The organism is Mycobacterium sp. NGS35, assembly GCF_059812855.1.
The window spans coordinates 726,919-747,845 of record NZ_JCALDL010000001.1 but is presented as its reverse complement, the minus strand read 5'-3'; the positions used below and the strand labels follow the sequence as shown (position 1 = coordinate 747,845).

Annotated in this window: 4 protein-coding genes; all 4 read left to right on the top strand. The window is 67.2% G+C overall.

What is annotated here, in order from left to right; all coding sequences use genetic code 11:
• Positions 1-74 precede the first annotated feature (74 nt).
• Genes AC5Y4C_RS03685 through AC5Y4C_RS03670 form a run of 4 tightly spaced genes read left to right on the top strand, consistent with a single transcriptional unit; the run spans position 75 to position 20,889 of the window.
• Positions 75-5,396, top strand: coding sequence for a type I polyketide synthase (locus tag AC5Y4C_RS03685; protein ID WP_499965042.1), 5,322 nt, complete (start codon positions 75-77; stop codon positions 5,394-5,396).
• On the top strand, positions 5,397-10,157 hold the full coding sequence (locus AC5Y4C_RS03680) for an SDR family NAD(P)-dependent oxidoreductase (RefSeq protein ID WP_499905710.1): 4,761 nt from the start codon (positions 5,397-5,399) through the stop codon (positions 10,155-10,157).
• Positions 10,158-10,162: 5 nt separating this feature from the next.
• Positions 10,163-15,496 carry an SDR family NAD(P)-dependent oxidoreductase gene (locus AC5Y4C_RS03675; RefSeq protein ID WP_499906331.1) on the top strand — a complete coding sequence of 1,778 codons (5,334 nt, stop codon included), beginning with the start codon at positions 10,163-10,165 and terminating at the stop codon, positions 15,494-15,496.
• On the top strand, positions 15,496-20,889 hold the full coding sequence (locus AC5Y4C_RS03670; RefSeq protein WP_499905712.1) for a type I polyketide synthase: 5,394 nt from the start codon (positions 15,496-15,498) through the stop codon (positions 20,887-20,889). Before AC5Y4C_RS03675 ends, AC5Y4C_RS03670 begins: the two co-directional genes overlap by 1 nt.
• The last annotated feature ends 38 nt before the right edge of the window (positions 20,890-20,927 follow it).

Genomic DNA, 20,927 nt, shown 5'->3' with positions numbered 1-20,927 from the left:
GCGGACAAGCGCTCCGACGGCTTACGCGATTGCGCAGCCGCACATCGAATCTCACGAACGCGAAGGTTGACACGATGAGCACGGCACCGGCGGATCGCCGGGCGATCATGGCCGAGGCGTTACGCAAGATCGACGAACTGAACGCGCGTCTGGAGATCGCCGAAAAGGGCGAGACCGAGCCGATCGCGGTCGTGGGAATGGGTTGCCGGTTGCCCGGCGGAGTCAACGATCCGGCCCAATACTGGCAGTTACTGCGCAACGGCGACAGCGGCATCGTGCGGGTGCCCGCCGACCGCTGGGACGCCGATGCGTTCTACTCGCCAGACCACACCGTCGCAGGCACGATCTGCAGTCGCGAAGGCGGTTTCCTCACTGGTTGGCAGCCCGACGAATTCGACGCAGAGTTCTTCGGCATGTCACCGCGTGAGGCGGCAGGCATGGATCCTCAGCAGCGGTTGCTGCTCGAAGTCGCCTGGGAAGCTTTGGAAAACGCCGGCATTCCCGCGCACGCCATCCGCGGCTCGCAGACATCTGTCTTCGTCGGATTGACCACCTACGACTACTCGCTGATCGCCGGCAGGTTGCGTCCAGAGGAACTCGACCCACACATCCCGTTCGGCAATGCGTCGAATTTCGCAGCTGGGCGGCTGTCGTATTTCCTCGGCGTGCACGGTCCGGCTGTGGTGGTCGACACTGCTTGCTCGTCGTCTCTGGTCGCGGTCCACTTGGCCTGCCAGAGCCTGCGTCGGCGCGAGAGCGATCAGGCGTTCGCCGCCGGAGTCAATCTGATCCTCACACCGCAGAACAGCATCGCGTGCTCGCGGTGGGGAATGCTCGCGCCTGACGGCCGCTGCAAGACCTTCGACGCTGCGGCGGACGGATACGTGCGCAGCGAAGGCGCCGGCGTCGTGGTGCTCAAGCGGCTCAGCGATGCCCTGCGACAGGGCGATCGGGTGTGGGCGGTGGTGCGCGGATCGGCGGTCAATCAGGATGGCCCGAGCAGCGGCCAGACCGTGCCCAACGGCCCCGCACAGCAGGCGGTGCTGCGCCAGGCGCTGGCTGCATCGCGGTTACAGCCGAGCGAGATCGACTACATCGAGGCGCACGGGACCGGAACAGCGCTCGGTGATCCGATCGAACTCGACGCTCTGAGCCAGGTTTTCGCCCAGCGCGACGATTCGGTGCCGTTGGTGGTCGGTTCGGTGAAAACCAATCTCGGCCACCTCGAGTCGGCCGCCGGGATTGCGGGCTTCATCAAGGCCGTGCTCAGCGTGCGCCACGGGCACATTCCGCGGCACCTCAACTTCGACTCGCTGACCCCCCACGCCAGTGAGGGCGCATCGCGGCTGGCGGTTGCGGCCCAGCCCATGGCCTGGCCGTCGGTGCGGCGCCGCCGCCGCGCCGGGGTGTCGTCGTTCGGGGTCAGCGGTACCAACGCCCACGTGGTGGTCGAGCAGGCGCCTGACCCCAATGGCGTTGTGTTACAAGCCGATCCGGTTGTCAGCACCTTGGTGATCTCCGGAAAGTCGCCCGCCCGGATCGCGTCGACGGCAGCGACGCTGGCCGAATGGATGGCCGGTGACGGTATCGACGTGCCGTTGGCCGACGTCGCCCATACCGTCAACCATCACCGCACCCGCCACAAGGTCTTCGCGACAGTGTGCGCGCGTGACCGCGCCCAGGCGATAACTGGTTTGCGGGCCCTGGCTGCAGGCGAGAACGCACCCGGTGTGGTGCCGCCGCACACGGGATCTCAGGGCGTCGGCACAGTCTTCGTGTTCTCCGGTCAAGGCGCCCACTGGGCCGGTATGGGCCAACGATTACTCGACGACGAACCTGCCTTCGCCGCAGCAATAGACGAACTGGAACCGGATTTCGTTGAGCGCGTGGGATTCTCGCTGCGTCGCGTAATCGCCGGGGGCGAGCAGATCAGCGGTGACGCCCGCGTTCAGCCCGTGGTGATGGGACTGCAGTTGGCGCTGACGGCGTTGTGGCGCTTCTACGGCGTGGCGCCCGATGCGGTCATCGGTCATTCGATGGGCGAAGTCACCGCGGCGGTGGTCGCGGGAGCGTTGACTCCGGCCGAGGGCCTGCGTGTCATCGCCACCCGGTCACGCCTGATGTCCCGGCTGTCCGGGCAGGGAGCTGTCGCGCTGCTGGAGCTGGACGAAGACGCCAGCGCCGCGGTGATCGCTGACTTCCCGCAGGTCAGCGTGGCCGGCTATGTGTCGCCGCGCCAAACCGTCATCGCCGGGCCCGTAGCGCCTGTCGACGCGGTGATCGCCGCAGTGACGGCACGGGGCCGCTTCGCGCGCCGGGTCAACATGGACGTGGCCTCCCACACCGCACAGATGGACCCGGTGCTACCGGATCTGCGTGCCGCCCTTGGGGATCTGACCCCTCGATCGCCCGCTGTTCCGCTCTTCTCGACAGTCATCGAAGGTGTCACCGCGCCGGTGCTCAACGCCGACTACTGGGTGGACAACGTGCGACAGCCTGCGCGGTTGCACGCGGCCGTCGTCGCGGCCGCCCGTAATTACTCGACGTTCGTCGAGATCAGCGCTCATCCGATCCTGACGCACGCCATAGCGGAGACGCTCGGTTCCGTTCCGCACCGCAGCATCGGCACGTTGTGGCGAGACGGTGACGACACCGTGAACTTCCGCACCAGCCTGAACACGTTGCACACATCACAGCCGCCGAAGACGCCGCACCCACCGGAACCGCATCCCGTGTTGCCTGCCACCCCGTGGCACCACACCCGTCACTGGATATCCATCGACGACGCCACGGCGACAATGGAATCCCCGCCCAAGCCGGGAACCGTGCTGGGCCAGCACATCGCCGTGGCCGGCAGTTCAGCTCATCTGTGGCAGGCGCGACTGGCGCCCGAAGCCAGGCCGTATCCCGGTCGGCACCGTATTCGTGGCGCGGAAGTGGTGCCGGCATCGGTTCTGGCGCAGACACTTTCGGCTGTGGCAGCTGAGCTCGGCGCGTCTGCTGTTGCTGACGTCCGATTCGAGAACCCGATCGTCGTCGACCAGCCCCGCCTGGTCCAGGTGCTCGCCGAGGGTGGATCGCTCTCGGTGTCGTCGCGGCCCGTCGCGGAGGCAAGCGGGTATGCGTGGACACAGCATGTCTGCGCCCGACTGTCGCGCCCGCGGACCGGATCGCAGCGTGTGCGCGACGGAGCTGATCACCGAGAGCGCGGTGCGAACGGTGTCGCTGTCGAATCGGGGCCTGCCGTGCACCAGCAGCCGGAGATCGACGGGCGACCGTTCACATGGTCGATCGAGTCCGTGCGCTCGGCGCCGGGTGGTGTGCGCGCCGACGTCGAACCGACCGAAGCGTCGAGTGCTGCACTGCTGGACGCCGCCTTTCATGTCGGACGGCTCGTCGAGGGCACCAACTCGGCGCTGATGTTTCCCGTGGCCGCCGAGAGTATCCGGGTCGATGCTGAATTGGCCGAGGGGCGGGGTTGCGTCGAAGCGTATCGGCGTGGTGGCGCCGACGAGCAAGAACTCGTCGTCGACATCTCGGTGCAGGCGCCGGACGGCACCACATGCATCGACATCCGGTCGCTGCGGTACGCCGCCGTCGATGTCGATGCGATAGCAGCCCCCGTGGCCGGCGACCCGCGCACGCTGGCTCATGCGGTCGAGTGGCGGTCGGCGCGCGAAAGCCTTCTCGCTCAACCACACTCCGCCGGTGCCCACACGGTTGCTGTCATCGGAGAAGCCGGAGCGGTGCGCTGCTTCAGCGATCGACTCGCCACCGCGGGATACCAGCCGGCCGACATCGCTGGTGCACGGTATGTGGTCTACGTTCCCGACAGCGAACGGGACACCGAGACCGACGCCGAGTGCGCAGTCCGGTTGTCTTCGGAAGTGGCCGATCTGGTGCGGATACTGATCGAGCGCGACGACGACAACCCGGCGACACTGTGGATCGTCACTCGCGGTGTGCGCGAGGGCAGTTGCGGCGCAGCGGTACGCCAGAGCGGTCTGTGGGGGATCGCAGGCGTGATAAACGCCGAGCAGCCCCAGCTCTGGGGTGGCCTGATCGACCTCGATACCGACTCCGAACAGGACGAGCAAAAGCTCGCGACAACGCTGGCTGACCTGCTGCCCAGGCCGGCCCGGTCGATCCTCGCCGTGCGCGGCGATGACCTCCTCGTGCCCGCTCTGGCGCCGCTGTCCGGCCCTTCGGCTCGAGAACCGTTGCACTGCCGGTCCGATGGTGCGTACCTGATCACCGGCGGCATGGGCGCTCTTGGCTTGCTGATGGCGGGTTGGCTCGCTGACCATGGCGCGCGTCGTCTGATACTCGCCGGCCGGACACCGTTGCCGCCGCGACGGGATTGGGACGACGAACGCAACAGCGATCAGACGCGTCACAAGATCGCCGCGATCCGAGCGCTGGAGGCGCGTGGCGTCTCAGTGGAGGCCGTGGCGCTCGATATCGGCTCGCGCGACGCGCTGGCGGCTCTGCTCGCCCGGCGTGACAACGACGGCGCAGCACCGATTCGTGGCGTCATCCATGCGGCCGGTGTGACGGAAGGCCAACTGCTGACCGAGATCTCGCGCGACCGCCTGCGTCGCACCTTGTGGCCGAAGATCGCCGGAGCACAGGTTCTGCACGAGCAGTTCCCACCCGGCAGCTTGGACTTCCTTTTCCTCACGGCCTCGGCGGGCACCGTGTTTGGGGTTCCCGGGCAAGGGGCGTACGCGTCGGCGAACGCCTACCTCGACGGTCTGGCCCGCGCACGTCGCCGGCAGGGGTGCCGCACCGTGAGCCTGGATTGGGTGGCATGGCGGGGTCTCGGATTCGCCGCCGACGCTGCGGTGGTGATCCAGGAACTCGAACGGATGGGTTCACGTCCGCTCGATCCCGCCGAAGCGTTCGCGGCGTGGGACCATGCGAACCGTTACGACATCGCGCAAGTGGTGATGGCTCCGCTGCCGTCCGACGCGCCAGCGAGTTCTGCCGCAGCGCAGGCTGAGTCGGCCGTGCGGCCGGATTGGGCACAGATGTCTGCCGACGAAGTCCTCAGCAAGCTCGACGAGGGACTGCGGACCATTCTGCGACGCGAGCTGCAACTGCCCGAAGCCGAACTGGACGCAGACCGTCCGTTCGCGGAGATGGGGCTGAACTCGGTGTTGGCGATGTCCATTCGACGGCAAGCGGAGCAACTCGTCGGCCTCGAACTGTCGGTGACGATGCTGTGGAATCACCCCACGGTCACGTCATTGGCGGCATATCTGGCGACAAAGCTTCTGCCACAGCAGGATTCGCCGGAGGATTTCGATGCCTTGACCGATTCCGCCAGCAACGTCTTGGAGGAGTTGTTCGACATCGTCGAATCCGCTCCGGCCGGCAGAGAGAGTGGCTTCTAGATGGGCGTACTTCCCGACGAGGCCAGGCTTCGGGACTGGCTGGTCGACTACCTGATCACCAACATCGGGTGCTCTCCCGACGACATCGATCTCGATGCCTCGTTCAACGATCTCGGCGTGGGATCGCGGGATTCTGTGGTGCTCTCCGGCGAATTGTCCGAGCTGATCGGTCAACCCGTCTCGCCGCTCGAGTTCTGGCAGCACCCGACGATCAACGAGCTGTCGCGGTTCTTGACCGGCGCCGAACCGGAGTCACCGGTCGAGGCCGTGAGCGTCGAACGCGGGTCGGCCGACGAGCCGATCGCCGTCGTCGGTGTCGGTTGCCGTTTTCCGGGCCAGATCAGCGGCCCGGAGTCGTTGTGGCAGTTCCTTTCCGACGGTCGATCCGCGGTGTCGGAAGTGCCCCCGGATCGGTGGGCCTCGTTCGACGACACCACACCGGAGATCGCCGCGGTACTATCCGGCACCACCCGGTGGGGCGCATTTCTGAGCGACATCGACCGCTTCGACGCGGAGTTCTTCGACATCATGCCGCGCGAAGCGGCGAAGATGGATCCGCAGCAGCGCCTTCTGCTGGAGGTCGCTTGGGAGGCTCTGGAGCATGCGGGAATTCGGCCGAGTTCCTTGAGGCATACGCAAACCGGCGTGTTCGTCGGCGCCTGCCTAAGCGAGTACGGGTACCTGGCGTCCAGCGATCTGCCAAGTGTGGACGCGTGGAGCAACACCGGTGGGGCGTTGAGCATCATCGCGAACCGGCTTTCCTACCACCTGGATCTGCGCGGCCCGTCGCTGGCGTTGGATACGGCGTGCTCGTCGTCGCTGGTGGCAGTGCATCTGGCTTGTCAGAGTCTGCGCACCGGCGACGCGAATCTCGCGCTCGCGGCCGGGGTGAACCTGCTGTTGCTGCCTGCTGTCTTCCGCGGGTTCGACCAGGCGGGCGCGTTGTCGTCGACCGGGGCATGCCATGCCTTCGACGCCAGCGCGGACGGGTTCGTGCGCGGCGAGGGCTGCGGTGTCGCGGTGCTTAAACGTCTTTCGGATGCGCTGCGTGACGGCGACAGGATCCTGGCGGTCGTCCGCGGCTCAGCCGTCAACCAGGATGGGCGATCGAACGGGCTGATGGCTCCCAACCCGTCGGCGCAGATGGCGGTGCTGCGCGCGGCGTACACGAACGCCGGCGTGGCGCCCCATGAAGTGGACTACGTCGAAACACACGGCACCGGAACGCTGCTCGGCGACCCGATCGAGGCACGCGCCCTCGGCACGGTGCTGGGCCGTGGGCGTGCGGCACAGTCGCCGTTGTTGATCGGTGCGATCAAGTCGAATCTCGGCCATCTCGAAGCTGCGGCCGGTATCGCCGGCTTCATCAAGGCCGTACTGGCGGTGCATCGCGCGGATATCCCCGGCAACCTCCATTTCACAACCCCCAACCCGCACATACCGTTCGACCAGCTGCGACTGAAAGTGGCTGCGCAGCAACAGAAGTGGCCGGATATGCAGCGGCCACGCCGGGCCGGCGTGTCATCCTTCGGCTTCGGCGGCACCAATGCGCATGTCGTGATCGAACAGGCCCCCGACCCCATTCCCGCTGAGCGGACGCTGGAGCCGCCGGTATCCACGCTGGTCGTCTCGGGCAAGTCGACGGAACGCATCGCGTCGACGGCTGCGGCATTGGCGGAGTGGATGGTTGGCGCCGGCGGGGACGTGCGGCTGTCGGATGTGGCGCACACGCTCAATCACCACAGGGAGCGTCATGGCCGGTTCGCGACCGTGTGTGCGCGCGATCGTGCCGACGCGGTGAAAGCCTTGCAAGCGTTGGCGGCCGGTCAATCGGTCGACGGTGTGGTGGGTCCCCACGAGGGGAAGTGCCGCCCCGGCACGGTGTTCGTCTATTCGGGTCAGGGCTCGCAATGGGCGGGCATGGGCCGGCAGTTGCTTGACGACGAGCCGACGTTCGCCGCGGCGATCGCCGCATTGGAGCCGGTGTTCGTCGAGCACGTCGGATTCTCGCTGCAACAAGTGATCGCGGACGGCGAACCGGTCAGCGGTGATGCGCGAGTCCAGCCGGTGCTGATGGGACTACAACTCGCGCTGACCGACCTCTGGCGGTCATACGGGATCTATCCGGACGCGGTGATCGGCCACTCGATGGGAGAGGTGACCGCTGCCGTGGTGGCCGGAGCGCTCACCGTGCCCGAGGGATTTCGGGTGATCGCCAATCGATCCCGCGCGATGTCGGCGCTGGCCGGGCAGGGCGCCGTGGCGTTACTGACGGTCGACGCCGACCGCGCCGAAGCGGTGATCGCAGAGCAGCCCGGGGTGAGCGTCGCCGGCTACATCGCGCCCGCGCAGACGGTGATCGCCGGACCGGTGGCACCGGTCGACGAGGTGATCGCCAAGCTCAGCGCGGACAACAAGTTCGCCCGGCGAGTCAACATGGAAGTCGCCTCGCATACCGCGTTGATGGAACCGATCCTGCCGCAACTGCGCGCGGCACTGGCCGATCTGCGCCCCGGAGCCGTCACGATTCCGTTCTTTTCCACTGTCACCGAAGGCACCACGAGCCCACTGCTCGATGCCGAGTACTGGATCGCCAATGTGCGCCAGCCGGCGCGGTTCATGCAGGCAGTCTCGGCGGCCGCCCGAGACCACGGCACGTTCGTCGAGATCAGCGCTCATCCCATCCTCACCCACGCCGTCAGCGACACACTCGAGTCGGCGGCACACCACCACAGCGTGGGCACGCTCTGGCGCGACGGTGACGACACGATCAGCTTCCACACGAACCTCAACAGCGTTCACGTGAGCCAACCGCCTCAGACCCCGCATCCGCCGGAACCGCATCCGGTGCTGCCTTCTACACCCTGGCACCACACTCGGCACTGGATCACCGCCACGCCGTCGAACGGCGCTCGACCCCGCCTTCGGCAAGGCGATTCGAATGCGCCGATCGGTGGTGTGGTCCCCGCGCAGTGGTATTGCGATTTAGTCTGGCCCGAAACGCCATTGGAGACTGCGCGGGCCGACGCCGACAGTTGGTGGCTGGTCATCGGAGAACCTGCACTGGCCCAGGAAATCGGCCGCGTGCTCGACGACCATTCTGCGGTGTCGGTGCTGCCGACCTCAGTGCTGAGCGACGACCGCGACGCGGCAGAACTGGTCAACGGTCTGGCCGGAGTCACCAATGTGCTGTACGCGCCCGAGCCAGTGTCTGAATGTTTCGACCCCGCACCGGCCTACCTGCTTTTCGACGCGGTGCGACGGCTGACCGCGGCGATGGCCGCAATGGCGTTGCCGCCGCGGCTCTTTGTGCTGACGCGTAATGGCCAGCCCGTCGACGACGGCGATCGTGCCGACCCAGGCCACGCCACGTTATGGGGCGTGGGCCGCACCTTGGCGCTGGAACATCCCGAACTGTGGGGCGGAATCGTCGACGTCGACGCGTCGGTGCCTGCCGAGTTGGCTGCACGGTATCTGGTGGACGAGGCGCACGGCCGCGACGGCGAGGACCAAGTCGTCTATCGGGCCGGTGTGCGGCGCGTCCCCCGGCTGCGTCACGGCTACCCGTCCTCGACCGCACCGGTCGAGCTCGAAAGTGACCGCTGCCACTTGGTCGTCGGCGCCACCGGCAATGTCGGGCCGTACCTGATCGAGCAGCTCGCTGACATGGGTGCCACGAATATCGTTGCCGTGTCCCGCAATCCGGGCCCCAGCATCGATGCCTTGGCGGCCAGCCTGTCGGCCAGCGGAACAACATTGACCACCGTGGCCGCCGACGCAGCTGACGAAGCAGCGATGACCGCGCTGTTCGACCGCTTCGGCAGGGATCTTCCGCCGCTGGCCGGCATCTATCTCGCCGCCTTCGCCGGGGGGCCGGTGACGCTGCGCGACATGACCGATGACGACGTCGCGGTGATGTTCCGGCCGAAGCTGAACGTGGCGGCGCTGCTGCACAAGCTGTCGCTGAGGCACCAGGTACGCCAGTTCGTGATGTTCTCGTCGATCTCCGGAATCACCGGTTCGCGGTGGCTGGCTCACTACGCCGCCACCACGACGTTCTTGGACACGTTCGCGTTCGCACGCCGGGCGGCAGGGCTTCCGGCAACCGCCGTCAACTGGGGGCTCTGGAAGTCGTTGACGGACAGGCAAAGTGACGAAGAGCGTCAGGTCACCCTCGACTCGGGTTTGGAACCCATGCCCGACGAAATCGCTATCCGGGCTTTGCCGTGGGTCATCGGCAGCGATGCCCGCGCCCGCGCCACTATCGTCGCCGCGGACTGGGGCCGACTGGCCGCCGCTTACCGCACCCGGGCAGCGCTGCACATCGTGGACGATCTGCTGGGCGCCGGCACCGATGTCGACGGCGACAGTTCGGTTACCCAAGCCACCGAATTCCGCACCGCGCTGCGCGACTGCGAACCGGCGCGGCGTCGGGAGCTTCTGGTGGAGCACGTGACCGCCCACGTGGCGGCCGCGATGGGACTGGACTCACCCGCGTCATTGGATCCGTTCGAGGGCTTCTTCCAATCGGGGATGGATTCGTTGATGAGCGTGACGCTCAAGCGTTCCCTCGCCGAGAGCCTCGGCGTCGCGTTGCCCGCTTCGGTGGTATTCGACTACCCGACCGTCGATGCACTGGCCGGCTATCTGGCCACGGTCCTGCCCGAGCTGATCGAGGTGTCCGAACAGGACAGCGCCGACGACTACGACGATCTGACCGACGACGAACTGCTGCAACAACTCTCGGAAAGGCTCGGATGAGCGCGATGGCCGCCGCACCGCCGGATCGTCGGTCCATCGTCGCCGAAGCGCTTCGCAAGATCGACGATCTGACCGCACGCCTGGAGATCGCCGAGAAAGGCGACACCGAGCCCATCGCCGTGGTGGGCATGGGTTGCCGGTTCCCGGGCGGGGTGAACAATCCGGCGGAGTACTGGCGGCTGCTGCACTCCGGCAGGAGCGGCATCGTGCGGGTCCCGCCGGATCGCTGGGACGCCGACGCGTTCTTCAGCGAAGACCACACCGTGCCGGGCACCATCTGCAATCGTGAGGGCGGCTTTCTCACGTCGTGGCAGCCCGACCAGTTCGACGCCGACTTCTTCGGCATGTCGCCGCGCGAGGCGGCCGGCATGGACCCGCAGCACCGGCTGCTGCTCGAAGTAACTTGGGAGGCACTGGAAAACGCCGGTATCACCGCAACCGCGATCCGGGGCACCCAGACCGCAGTGTTCGTCGGCGCCACCACCAGCGACTACTACTACCTGCACTCGGCCGGAGCCCGTCCACAAGACGTCGACCCGTACGTCTCGTTCGGGAATGCGGCGAACTTCGCCGCGGGGCGGCTGGCGTATCTACTCGGCGTGCACGGCCCGGCGGTGTTCATCGACACGGCGTGCTCGTCGTCGCTGGTCGCGATCCACCTGGCGTGTCAGAGCCTTCGGCGACGGGAAAGTGATCAGGCGCTGGCGGCCGGCGTCAACTTGATCCTGAGCCCCCAAAACAGCATCGCGTGCTCTCGGTGGGGAATGCTCGCACCCGACGGCCGCTGCAAGACCTTCGACGCCGACGCCAACGGGTATGTGCGCAGCGAGGGTTGCGGTGTGGTGGTGCTCAAGAGGCTCAGCGACGCAGTGCGCGACAACGACAGGGTGCTGGCGCTCGTGCGCGGGTCCGCGGTCAATCAGGACGGTCCGAGCAGCGGGCAGACGGTGCCCAGCGGACCGGCGCAGCAGGCGCTGATGCGTTCGGCGTTGGCGGCGTCGCGGCTAGCGCCCAGCGACATCGACTATGTCGAGGCGCACGGCACAGGCACGGCGCTAGGTGACCCGATCGAACTCGACGCGCTCAGCCAGGTGTTCGGCGAGCGCGACGGGGCCGCACCGTTGGTGCTCGGTTCGGTCAAGACGAACTTCGGTCACCTGGAGTCAGCTGCGGGAGTTGCCGGATTCATCAAGACGGTGCTCAGCATCCAGCACGGCTATGTGCCCAAGCACCTGAACTTTGCGCGGTTGACTCCGCACGCCGGGCCGGGGGCGTCGCGGTTCACGATCGCTGCCGAAGGCATGCCATGGCCGTCATCCGGGCGGCGCCGCAGGGCCGGGGTGTCGTCGTTCGGGGTCAGCGGCACCAACGCACATGTGGTCGTGGAACAGGCGCCTGATCCGGAACCTGCTGTGCCGCAGCCTGATCCGGCCGTCAGCACGCTGGTGGTGTCGGGCAAGACACCGGCGCGCATCGCATCGACGGCCGCGATGCTGGCCGACTGGCTGGCCGGGGAGGGTGCCGGTGTTCGCTTGGCCGACGTGGCGCACACCGTGGCTCGGCATCGGACGCGGCACAAGCACTTCGCTGCTGTCAGCGCGCGCGATCGAAGCCAGGCGGTATCTGGCCTGCGGGCATTGGCAGCCGGCGAATCGGCGCCGGGTGTCGTGGAGCCTTCCGAACTGCCGTCTCGGGTGGGGACGGTGTTTGTGTATTCGGGTCAGGGTTCGCAGTGGGCGGGGATGGGTCGGCGGTTGTTGGTCGAGGAGCCGGCGTTTGGTGCGGCGGTGGCTGAGTTGGAGCCGGTGTTTGTTGCGCAGGTGGGGTTTTCGTTGCGTGAGGTGCTGGCGTCGGGGGAGCCGGTGGTGGGCATCGACCGGATTCAGCCGGTGTTGGTGGGCATGCAGTTGGCGTTGACGAGGTTGTGGCAGTCCTATGGGGTGACACCGGATGCGGTGATCGGGCATTCGATGGGCGAGGTCAGTGCGGCGGTGGTGGCCGGGGCGTTGTCGGCTGCTGATGGGCTGAAGGTGATTGCGACGCGGTCGCGGTTGATGGCGCGGTTGTCGGGGCGCGGGGCGATGGCGCTGGTGGAGTTGGAGGCGGCTGCGGTTGAGACGTTGATTGCCCAGTATCCGCAGGTGACGGTGGCGGTGTATGCCGCGCCGGCGCAGACGGTGATCGCCGGGCCGCCGGATCAGGTGGATGCGGTGATCGCGGTGGTCGATGCGGGGGGGCGGTTGGCGCGGCGGGTCGAGGTGGATGTGGCGTCGCATCATCCGACGGTGGATCCGATTTTGGCAGAGTTGCGTGCTGGGTTGGCGGGGTTGTCGCCGATGTCGCCGACGGTGTCGTTGATCAGTACGGTGGGTGCCCAAAACGGTGTGGCGCCGGTGTTCGACGCCCAGTATTGGGTGGCCAATCTGCGTCAGCCGGTGCGGTTTGGTCAAGCGATCAGCATCGCCGCCCAACAGCACGCCACCTTCGTCGAAATCAGCCCCCACCCCCTCCTCACCCACGCCATCACCGAAACCCTCGCGTCGACGTCGCCGAACGACCGCACCGTCGTAACGTCGGCGATGAGGCGTGGCGAAGACGAGACCCTGTCCGTCCATACTCAGCTCGCCACACTCGGGGTCAGCGCGGCCGACCGCACCGGCAGATTCATCGACGTTCCGCCGTCGCCGTGGCTGCACGAACGGTACTGGCTCGAGAAAAAGACTGCTGCGCAGCAGATTTCAGCCACACATCCGCTGCTGGGAATACACGTCGAGTTGCCTTCCGGCCGTGACCATGTGTGGCAGACCGACACCGGAGCCGACATCCCGCATTGGCTGGCCGGTCGCCAGGTGAGCGGCCAGGCGGTCGTACCGGCGGCAATCTTCGCCGAAATGGCCGTGAGCGCCGCAAGCCAAGCCCTCGACGTTGCACTCGCGGCCGTGCAGGTGTGCGATCTCGAGATCGAGCGGACGCTCACCGCGCATGGTCACATGCGTTTCACGACACAGCTTGTCCGGGCGCAGGACGGAATTCGCGTCGAGATACACGCCAGTTCGGTAGGCGGAACGTGGCATCGGTGTGCGGTCGCCGGTATCCGTACTGTCGACGACGGTCCGTCGACCTGCCCGGTCGACGTCGAAGGTGCAACCGAGATCAGGTTGTCCGACGAGGTCGTCGACCATCCCGATTTCGGGATAGCGCCCCTGCTGCTCGACACGGGGTTGCAGTGCCTGGCCGATGCCATCAACAGTGCGGCCGGGTCACCCGAAACGCGTTTGGACGCAGTGTCTTTCGCAACGATTCGCCTGTTCGGGCGGGTAGGGCAGCGGGCGTGGTGCCGCGTCGAGCTGTCCGGTGACGGCCAGGACGGCGCGGGCTGTGTCGGCCGGATCCTGTTGACCGACGCCGCGGGAACGCCGCTCGCGGAACTCACCGGAATTCGCATGCGGCCGGTGGACCCTCGCGACATTTCGCTACCGCTCGAACAGATGGTGTTCGATACCAGCTGGGCGCCTTCCGAGGCGTCACCCGCACACGAGAAGCCGTCCGCTGCCGACGGGAATTGGCTTCTGCTCACCGATGACGACGCCGAAACCACGGAGCTCGCGGCGAAAGTCGCGACCCAGCTGAGCGCGCAGACCAGGCGCGTGAGCATCGTGTCGCTGTTCGCGGAAGCGTCGATCCGAGAACAAATTTCACCGGCCGGTGTGGTCGTGTTCGTCGCAACGCGCTCGTTCGACGGCAGTGATGCGGACCAGACCCTTCGGCGCGCCCGAAAGCTGATCTTGACGCTCGACGCCACCGTGCGCAGCGTCGTCGACTCGAACCGAGGCAAGCCGCCACGGCTGTGGCTGGTCACCCGCGATGGGCTGGCCGTGGATGACGGTGAGACGGGCGATCCGGCGATCGGCGCGCTCAAAGGGCTGGTCCGTAACTGGCGCTTCCCGGGAGAAGCGGCTCGCGTCCTCGCCGGTGAACCCGACGTGGGAGCCACCCTGGTCGATGTCGACCATCGCAGCGACGTCCTCACGGCATTGATGTCGGAATTCGGGGCAACCGACCATGACGACGTGATCGCCTGGCGAGGCGGCCGTCGATATGTCGAACGGCTCTCCCGCGCAACGCTCGAGCCGGGGGCGGGTCATGCGGTTGTCCGCACGAACGGCTCGTACATCGTCACCGGCGGACTGGGTGGCCTCGGCGGCGTGGTGACGCGATGGCTGCTGAAGCGGGGCGCCGGCCGGCTGATCCTCAACGGCCGGACCGAACCCTCAGAGGACCAGCGTCGGACACTCTCGGCGTGGGCAGATGACACGGAAATCGCGTTTGTCCCAGGCGACATCGCGACGCCGGGAGTCGCCGAACGGCTGGTGGCCGCCGCTGAAGAAACCGGGTATGGGCTACGCGGTGTCGTGCATGCGGCCGGGGTGAGCGGCGACGGCCTGGTGACCGCGCTCACCGAGGACGGACTTGAGCGCGTGTGGGCGCCGAAGGTGACCGGTGCACTGCGACTGCACACGGCCACAGCCACCCGAGAGCTCGACTGGTGGGTCGGCTTCTCCTCGATGGCAACGCTTTTGGGCTTGCCCGGTCAGCTGGCCTATACGACGGCCAACGCCTGGCTCGACGCGCTGGTCGCGTGGCGGCGCGCGTCCGGTCTGCCCGCCAACGCGATCAACTGGGGCCAGTGGTCCGACGTCGGGATGAGCCGGGCCCTCACCTACAGCGTGCTGGATCCGATCACACCCGACGAAGGGATCGAGGCGCTGGAGTCGCTGGTGGGAAGCCCGCTGACGCGCACGGGTGTCGGCCGGCTGCGCCTGGACAGGGCTGCCGCCACCGCGGCTTTCGCTGAGCTGGGGTACTTCACGGAGTTGTCCGACGGTCTCGGTAGCTCTGCGACCGGAGACTGCTCGACGGGTAACGCCGGCAGTCAAGCCGTGACGGCAGTTCCGGATTGGGCAGATATCCCGCCGGAGAACCTGGCGGGCGAGCTCGAAAGCAGGCTCAAAGCCATCCTCGCTCGCGAACTGCGCCTGTCCGCAGCAGCCGTCGACGCCGAGCGGCCGTTCCCGGAGCTCGGACTCGACTCGATGATGGCGATGACGGTGCTGAAGGAAACCCAGAAGCTGGTGGGCCTCGACGTATCGGCGAACACGTTGTTCAACCATCCGACCATCCGGTCATTGGCGGCGTATCTAGCGGAAACGCTTGCGGCGCAACATGCTTCACAGCGCGACGACATCGAGCCAACGTTGGACGAGGACGGCAGTGTGCTGGATGCGCTGTTCGACAGCGTCGAGTCGGCCTCCGCCGGTAGCGAAAGCGGTGTTTTCTGATGAGAACGATCTTCGGCAGGGTGGCGGCCATGACGGCCGATCAGCGGGGTTCGCTGACCGAACAGTTCGAGAAGGCCTCCCGGATCGCGGTCGCCGAACCGGTAGCGGTGATCGGCATCGGCTGCCGTTTCCCCGGCGGCGTCGCCGGACCCGAAAGTTACTGGAAATTCCTCGCAAACGGCACCGACGCGATCAGCGAAATCCCCCCGGACCGCTGGAACGCCGACGAATTCTACGATCCGGACCAGTTCGCACCCGGCCGGATGTCGTCGAAGTGGGGTGGTTTCCTCGACGATGTGGCCGGCTTCGATGCCGACTTCTTCGGCATCTCACCGCGCGAGGCGGAAGCCATGGATCCCCAGCAGCGGCTGATGCTGGAGGTGGCCTGGGAAGCTCTGGAGCATGCCGGTCTGGCGCCGGACGAGCTCTCCGGCGTCCGCGCCGCAGTGATGATGGGCGTGTATTACACCGAGTATCAGACTATTTCGGCTGCCAACCCCGACACCATCGACGCCTACTCCGCCACCGGCAACGCCCATGCCGTGGCGGTCGGCCGGATCGCGTATCTGTTAGGACTGCGCGGTCCGGCGGTAGCGGTCGACTCGGCGTGCTCGTCGTCGCTGGTGGCGATACATCTGGCATGCCAGAGTCTGCGGCTGCGGGAAAGCGATCTGGCCCTCGCGGGCGGGGTCAGCTTGATCCTGCGACCCGAAACGCAGATAGCAATGGCCAAGTGGGGCATGCTGTCACCGCGCGGCCGGTGCCACACCTTCGACTCCAGGGCCGACGGATTCGTGCGCGGCGAGGGATGCGGTGTCGTGGCGCTCAAGCGGCTCACCGACGCGGTGCGCGACAACGATCGGGTGCTTGCCGTGGTGCGCGGCTCAGCAGTCAACCAGGACGGCCGCTCCAACGGCCTGACCGCCCCGAACACCATCGCGCAACGCGACGTGATCACCCGGGCGTTGCGCAGCGCCGACGTGACACCGAACTCGGTGAACATGATCGAAACACACGGCACCGGAACCGCTTTGGGTGATCCGATCGAGTTCGAGGCGCTGGCTGACGTCTATGGCCGCGGCGACGCCCGCTGCGCTCTAGGGGCCGTGAAGACGAACATGGGCCACTTGGAGGCAGCGGCCGGAATCGCCGGATTCATCAAAGCTGCCTTGTCGGTGAACAAGGGCCGGATCCCCCCGAACCTGCACTTCTCCGAGTGGAACCCGGCGATCGACCCGTCGCGCACCCGGATGTTCGTGCCCACCGATCTGCAAGCATGGCCGGCTGACGACAGTCCCCGCCGAGCCGCCGTGTCGTCGTTCGGACTCGGTGGCACAAACGCGCACGCGGTGATCGAGCAAGGCCCTGATCCGCAGTCCGTTGTGCCGCAGCCTGATCCGGCCGTCAGCACGCTGGTGCTGTCGGGCAAGACCGAGCAACGGATAGCGGCATGGGCGTCGGCGCTGGGCGACTGGATCGACGGCGACGGCGCCGCGGTGCCGCTGGCCGATGTCGCCCGAACCCTCAACCACCGCCGGGGACGGCACGGAAAGTTCGCCGCCGTCGTCGCATCCGATCACCGCGAGGCCGTCTCCGGCCTGCGGGCACTGGCCGACGGCCGCCCCGCGCCCGGCGTCGTGCCACCACGCGACGCAACGTCTCGGGTGGGGACGGTGTTTGTGTATTCGGGTCAGGGTTCGCAGTGGGCGGGGATGGGTCGGCGGTTGTTGGTCGAGGAGCCGGCGTTTGGTGCGGCGGTGGCTGAGTTGGAGCCGGTTTTTGTTGCGCAGGTGGGGTTTTCGTTGCGTGAGGTGCTGGCGTCGGGGGAGCCGGTGATGGGCATCGACCGGATTCAGCCGGTGTTGGTGGGCATGCAGTTGGCGTTGACGAGGTTGTGGCAATCCTATGGGGTGACACCGGATGCGGTGATCGGGCATTCGATGGGCGAGGTCAGTGCGGCGGTGGTGGCCGGGGCGTTGTCGGCTGCTGATGGGCTGAAGGTGATTGCGACGCGGTCGCGGTTGATGGCGCGGTTGTCGGGGCGCGGGGCGATGGCGCTGGTGGAGTTGGAGGCGGCTGCGGTTGAGACGTTGATTGCCCAGTATCCGCAGGTGACGGTGGCGGTGTATGCCGCGCCGGCGCAGACGGTGATCGCCGGGCCGCCGGATCAGGTGGATGCGGTGATCGCGGTGGTCGATGCGGGGGGGCGGTTGGCGCGGCGGGTCGAGGTGGATGTGGCGTCGCATCATCCGACGGTGGATCCGATTTTGGCAGAGTTGCGTGCTGGGTTGGCGGGGTTGTCGCCGATGTCGCCGACGGTGTCGTTGATCAGTACGGTGGGTGCCCAAAACGGTGTGGCGCCGGTGTTCGACGCCCAGTATTGGGTGGCCAATCTGCGTCAGCCGGTGCGGTTTGGTCAAGCGATCAGCATCGCCGCCCAACAGCACGCCACCTTCGTCGAAATCAGCCCCCACCCCCTCCTCACCCACGCCATCACCGAAAACTTGCAGTCGGCCAGGCCGCGCGGCGACACCCACGTGGCGGCCACGCTGAACCGGGACCAGCCCGAAGCGCTGACCTTTCATACCTATCTGGCGGCCGCAGCATCGCCGACAACCACGGCGGATGAAAGTGCCGGCGGCACAGCACGACTGGTCGATCTGCCGCCCACACCGTGGCTGCATGCCCGGTATTGGGCCGCGTCATCGGCAAGCCGACAGTCAGCCACGGCTCATCCACTGCTGGGCGTGCACGTCGAGATACCGTCCGGTCAGGGCCACGTGTGGCAGGCGGACGTCGGCACCGAATCCGTTCCCTGGCTCGCGGATCACAAGGTGCACGGCCAAGCGGTCATGCCCGCGACGGGGTTCGCCGAAATCGCGTTGGCCGCCGCGAGCGAAGCCCTGGGATTGCCTGCGACAGCTGTCGCGGTCCACCGCCTGGAAGTCGAACAAATGCTTCCACTGGACGACCACACGCAGGTGACAACGCATCTCACCCACCACGACTCCATCCGTGTCGAAGTCCATTCCCGATCCGTGAACGGCAGCTGGCGCCGGCACGCCGTCGCCAAAGTCGAGCCGGTGCCATCTGCATCGCCGATTCCGACGCTGACTCCAGAGCACACCGGCAGCGTCGTCTCACCGGCAGACCTCTATACCGCGTTGCGCCGCACCGGATTACACCACGGCCCGGCATTCGCCGCGTTGACCCGCATCGTGCGCAAGCCCGGCGGCGTCTCGGAAACGGAGATCACCCTTCCCGAACAGGCCAGTGCACACCGCCACTACCGGCTCCACCCAGTGCTGCTCGATGCGGCGCTGCAGGGACTGGCGGCCGCAATGCCTGCCGAGTCGCTGACCGATTCCGCCGAGGCCACCTATCTGCCGGTGGCGATGGAATCGATCCGGGTGTTCGGCGACGTCGGCCGGCATGTCCGATGCCGCGCCGAGCTGACCGGCCTCGACGACGGTGCCGGCAAGCTCGGTCGGGTCGTCTTGACCGACGATGCCGGCACGGCGATCGCAGAGATCGCCGGTATCTATCTGCAACGGGTGCAACGCCGCAGCGTGCCGATGCCACTGACGCAGAAGATCTTCGACACCAGCTGGATCCACACTCCCGCACCGACGGGTACGGCCGCCGACGGCAGCTGGTTGGTGCTGACCGAAGGCGCCGAAACCGGCTGGTTCGCAGAGGATTTCATCGCGCGGCTGAGTTCAGACACGCGACGGGTGATCACCGCAGACCTGCGACAGGAATCCGCGGTGATGGAGGCCTTCGCGAACGCTGCCGCTGACCCTGACCGTCCTCCGGTCGGAGTCGTGGTGCTCGCCGAGCAGCACCCGTTCGGCGGGGCCGACTCCGACGCCGCGCCGGCCCGGTGCCGCGATCTGGTCTGGGCGCTGTCGACGACGGTGCGCGCCATAGTCGGCGGCTGGCACGGGAAGAGCCCGCGGCTGTGGGTGGTCTCTCGCAACGGTCTCGCGGTGCACCACGACGAAGGCGGCGACCCGTCGATCTGTGCGCTGACAGGGTTGATCCGGGTGCTGGCGTACGAACACCCTGACCTGCACGCTCGCGTAGTCGATCTGGACGCCGGCGGCGACGCCGTTTCGGCGCTGATCGCGGAGCTGGGATCGTCGGACACCGACGACATCGTCGGCTGGCGTGGCGAGCGCAGATACGCCCAGCGGCTCACCCGTGCGAAACTCCCGACAGCACAACAGAATCCGGTCGTCCGGCCCGATGGCGCATACGTCGTCAGCGGCGGACTCGGCGGGATCGGGTTGGTGGTCGCGCGGTGGCTGATCGACAAGGGTGCCGGGCGCGTGGTGCTCAACAGCCGATCAGATGCTCGCGACGGGCAGCGGTCAGTGCTGGAAGAACTCGCCCAACGAGCCCAAGTCGCCGTGGTGACCGGCGACATCTCCGTTCCGGGCGTGGCGGAGCGACTCGTCGCTGCTGCCGAAGAGACCGGCCTGACGTTGCGCGGCGTCGTTCACGGTGCTGCGGTGATCGACGATCAGATCGTCGCGGCACTCAGCAGCGAGAGCCTCGATCGGGTGTGGGCGCCCAAAGCCGCAGGCGCCCTGCGCCTTCACGCCGCCACGGTCGATCGGGAGCTGGACTGGTGGGTGGGATTCTCGTCGACGTCGTCGTTGCTGGGCGCTCCCGGGCAAGGCGCGTACGCCGCTGCGAGTGCGTGGCTCGACGGCCTGGTCGCCTGGCGGCGCGCCGCGAATCTTGCTGGCATCACGATCAATTGGGGTCAATGGTCGGACATCGGTGTTGCCCGCGCCCTGAGCTTCTCCGCGCTCGACCCCATCGCTCCAGCTGAGGGTCTGGAGGCCCTGGAGGCGGCACTCGCCGGCAACACGGGCCGGCTGGGCGTCGCACGACTGCGCCTGGACCGTGCCGCGGCGGCCTTCCCGGAGCTTCAACAGCTGGGATATTTCGCAGCGCTGGCGCAAGAACTCGAGTTGCAAAGCGACGACGACTGGGTGGGTCTGGATGCGCTGCGCGACATGGAGCCGGCTGAGGCCACCAAGGTCGTCACCGCGCGGGTAGGCGGTCGGATTCTCGCGATCATGGGTTACCCCAAGGACAGCGAAATCGACGCCGACCAGCCGCTGACCGAGTTGGGGATGGATTCCCTGATGGCCGTGCGTATTCGCAACACCGTGCGCGGCGACTTCGGCGTCGAGCCCGCCGTCGCGCTGCTACTGCGGGGCGCCTCGCTGGCCGACGTCACCGCCGACCTCATCGGCCAACTAGGCATCAACGGGCACCAGAAAGCCGAGATCGCGGATTCAGTGCGCGATCGAGCCAAGCAGCGCGCCGCAGCGCGGCAACGGGCCGCAGCGCGTCGGAAAGTAGGAGACCGCGTGTGACCGCCAACAGCGAACTACCGCCGAATGCGATCGCAGTC

What these genes read in the sequence shown, in the direction of transcription:
- AC5Y4C_RS03675 (WP_499906331.1), top strand. Translation starts at nt 10,163, where the DNA reads ATGGCCGCCGCACCGCCGGATCGTCGGTCCATCGTCGCCGAAGCGCTT.
- AC5Y4C_RS03685 (WP_499965042.1), top strand. Translation starts at nt 75, where the DNA reads ATGAGCACGGCACCGGCGGATCGCCGGGCGATCATGGCCGAGGCGTTA.
- AC5Y4C_RS03680 (WP_499905710.1), top strand. Translation starts at nt 5,397, where the DNA reads ATGGGCGTACTTCCCGACGAGGCCAGGCTTCGGGACTGGCTGGTCGAC.
- AC5Y4C_RS03670 (WP_499905712.1), top strand. Translation starts at nt 15,496, where the DNA reads ATGAGAACGATCTTCGGCAGGGTGGCGGCCATGACGGCCGATCAGCGG.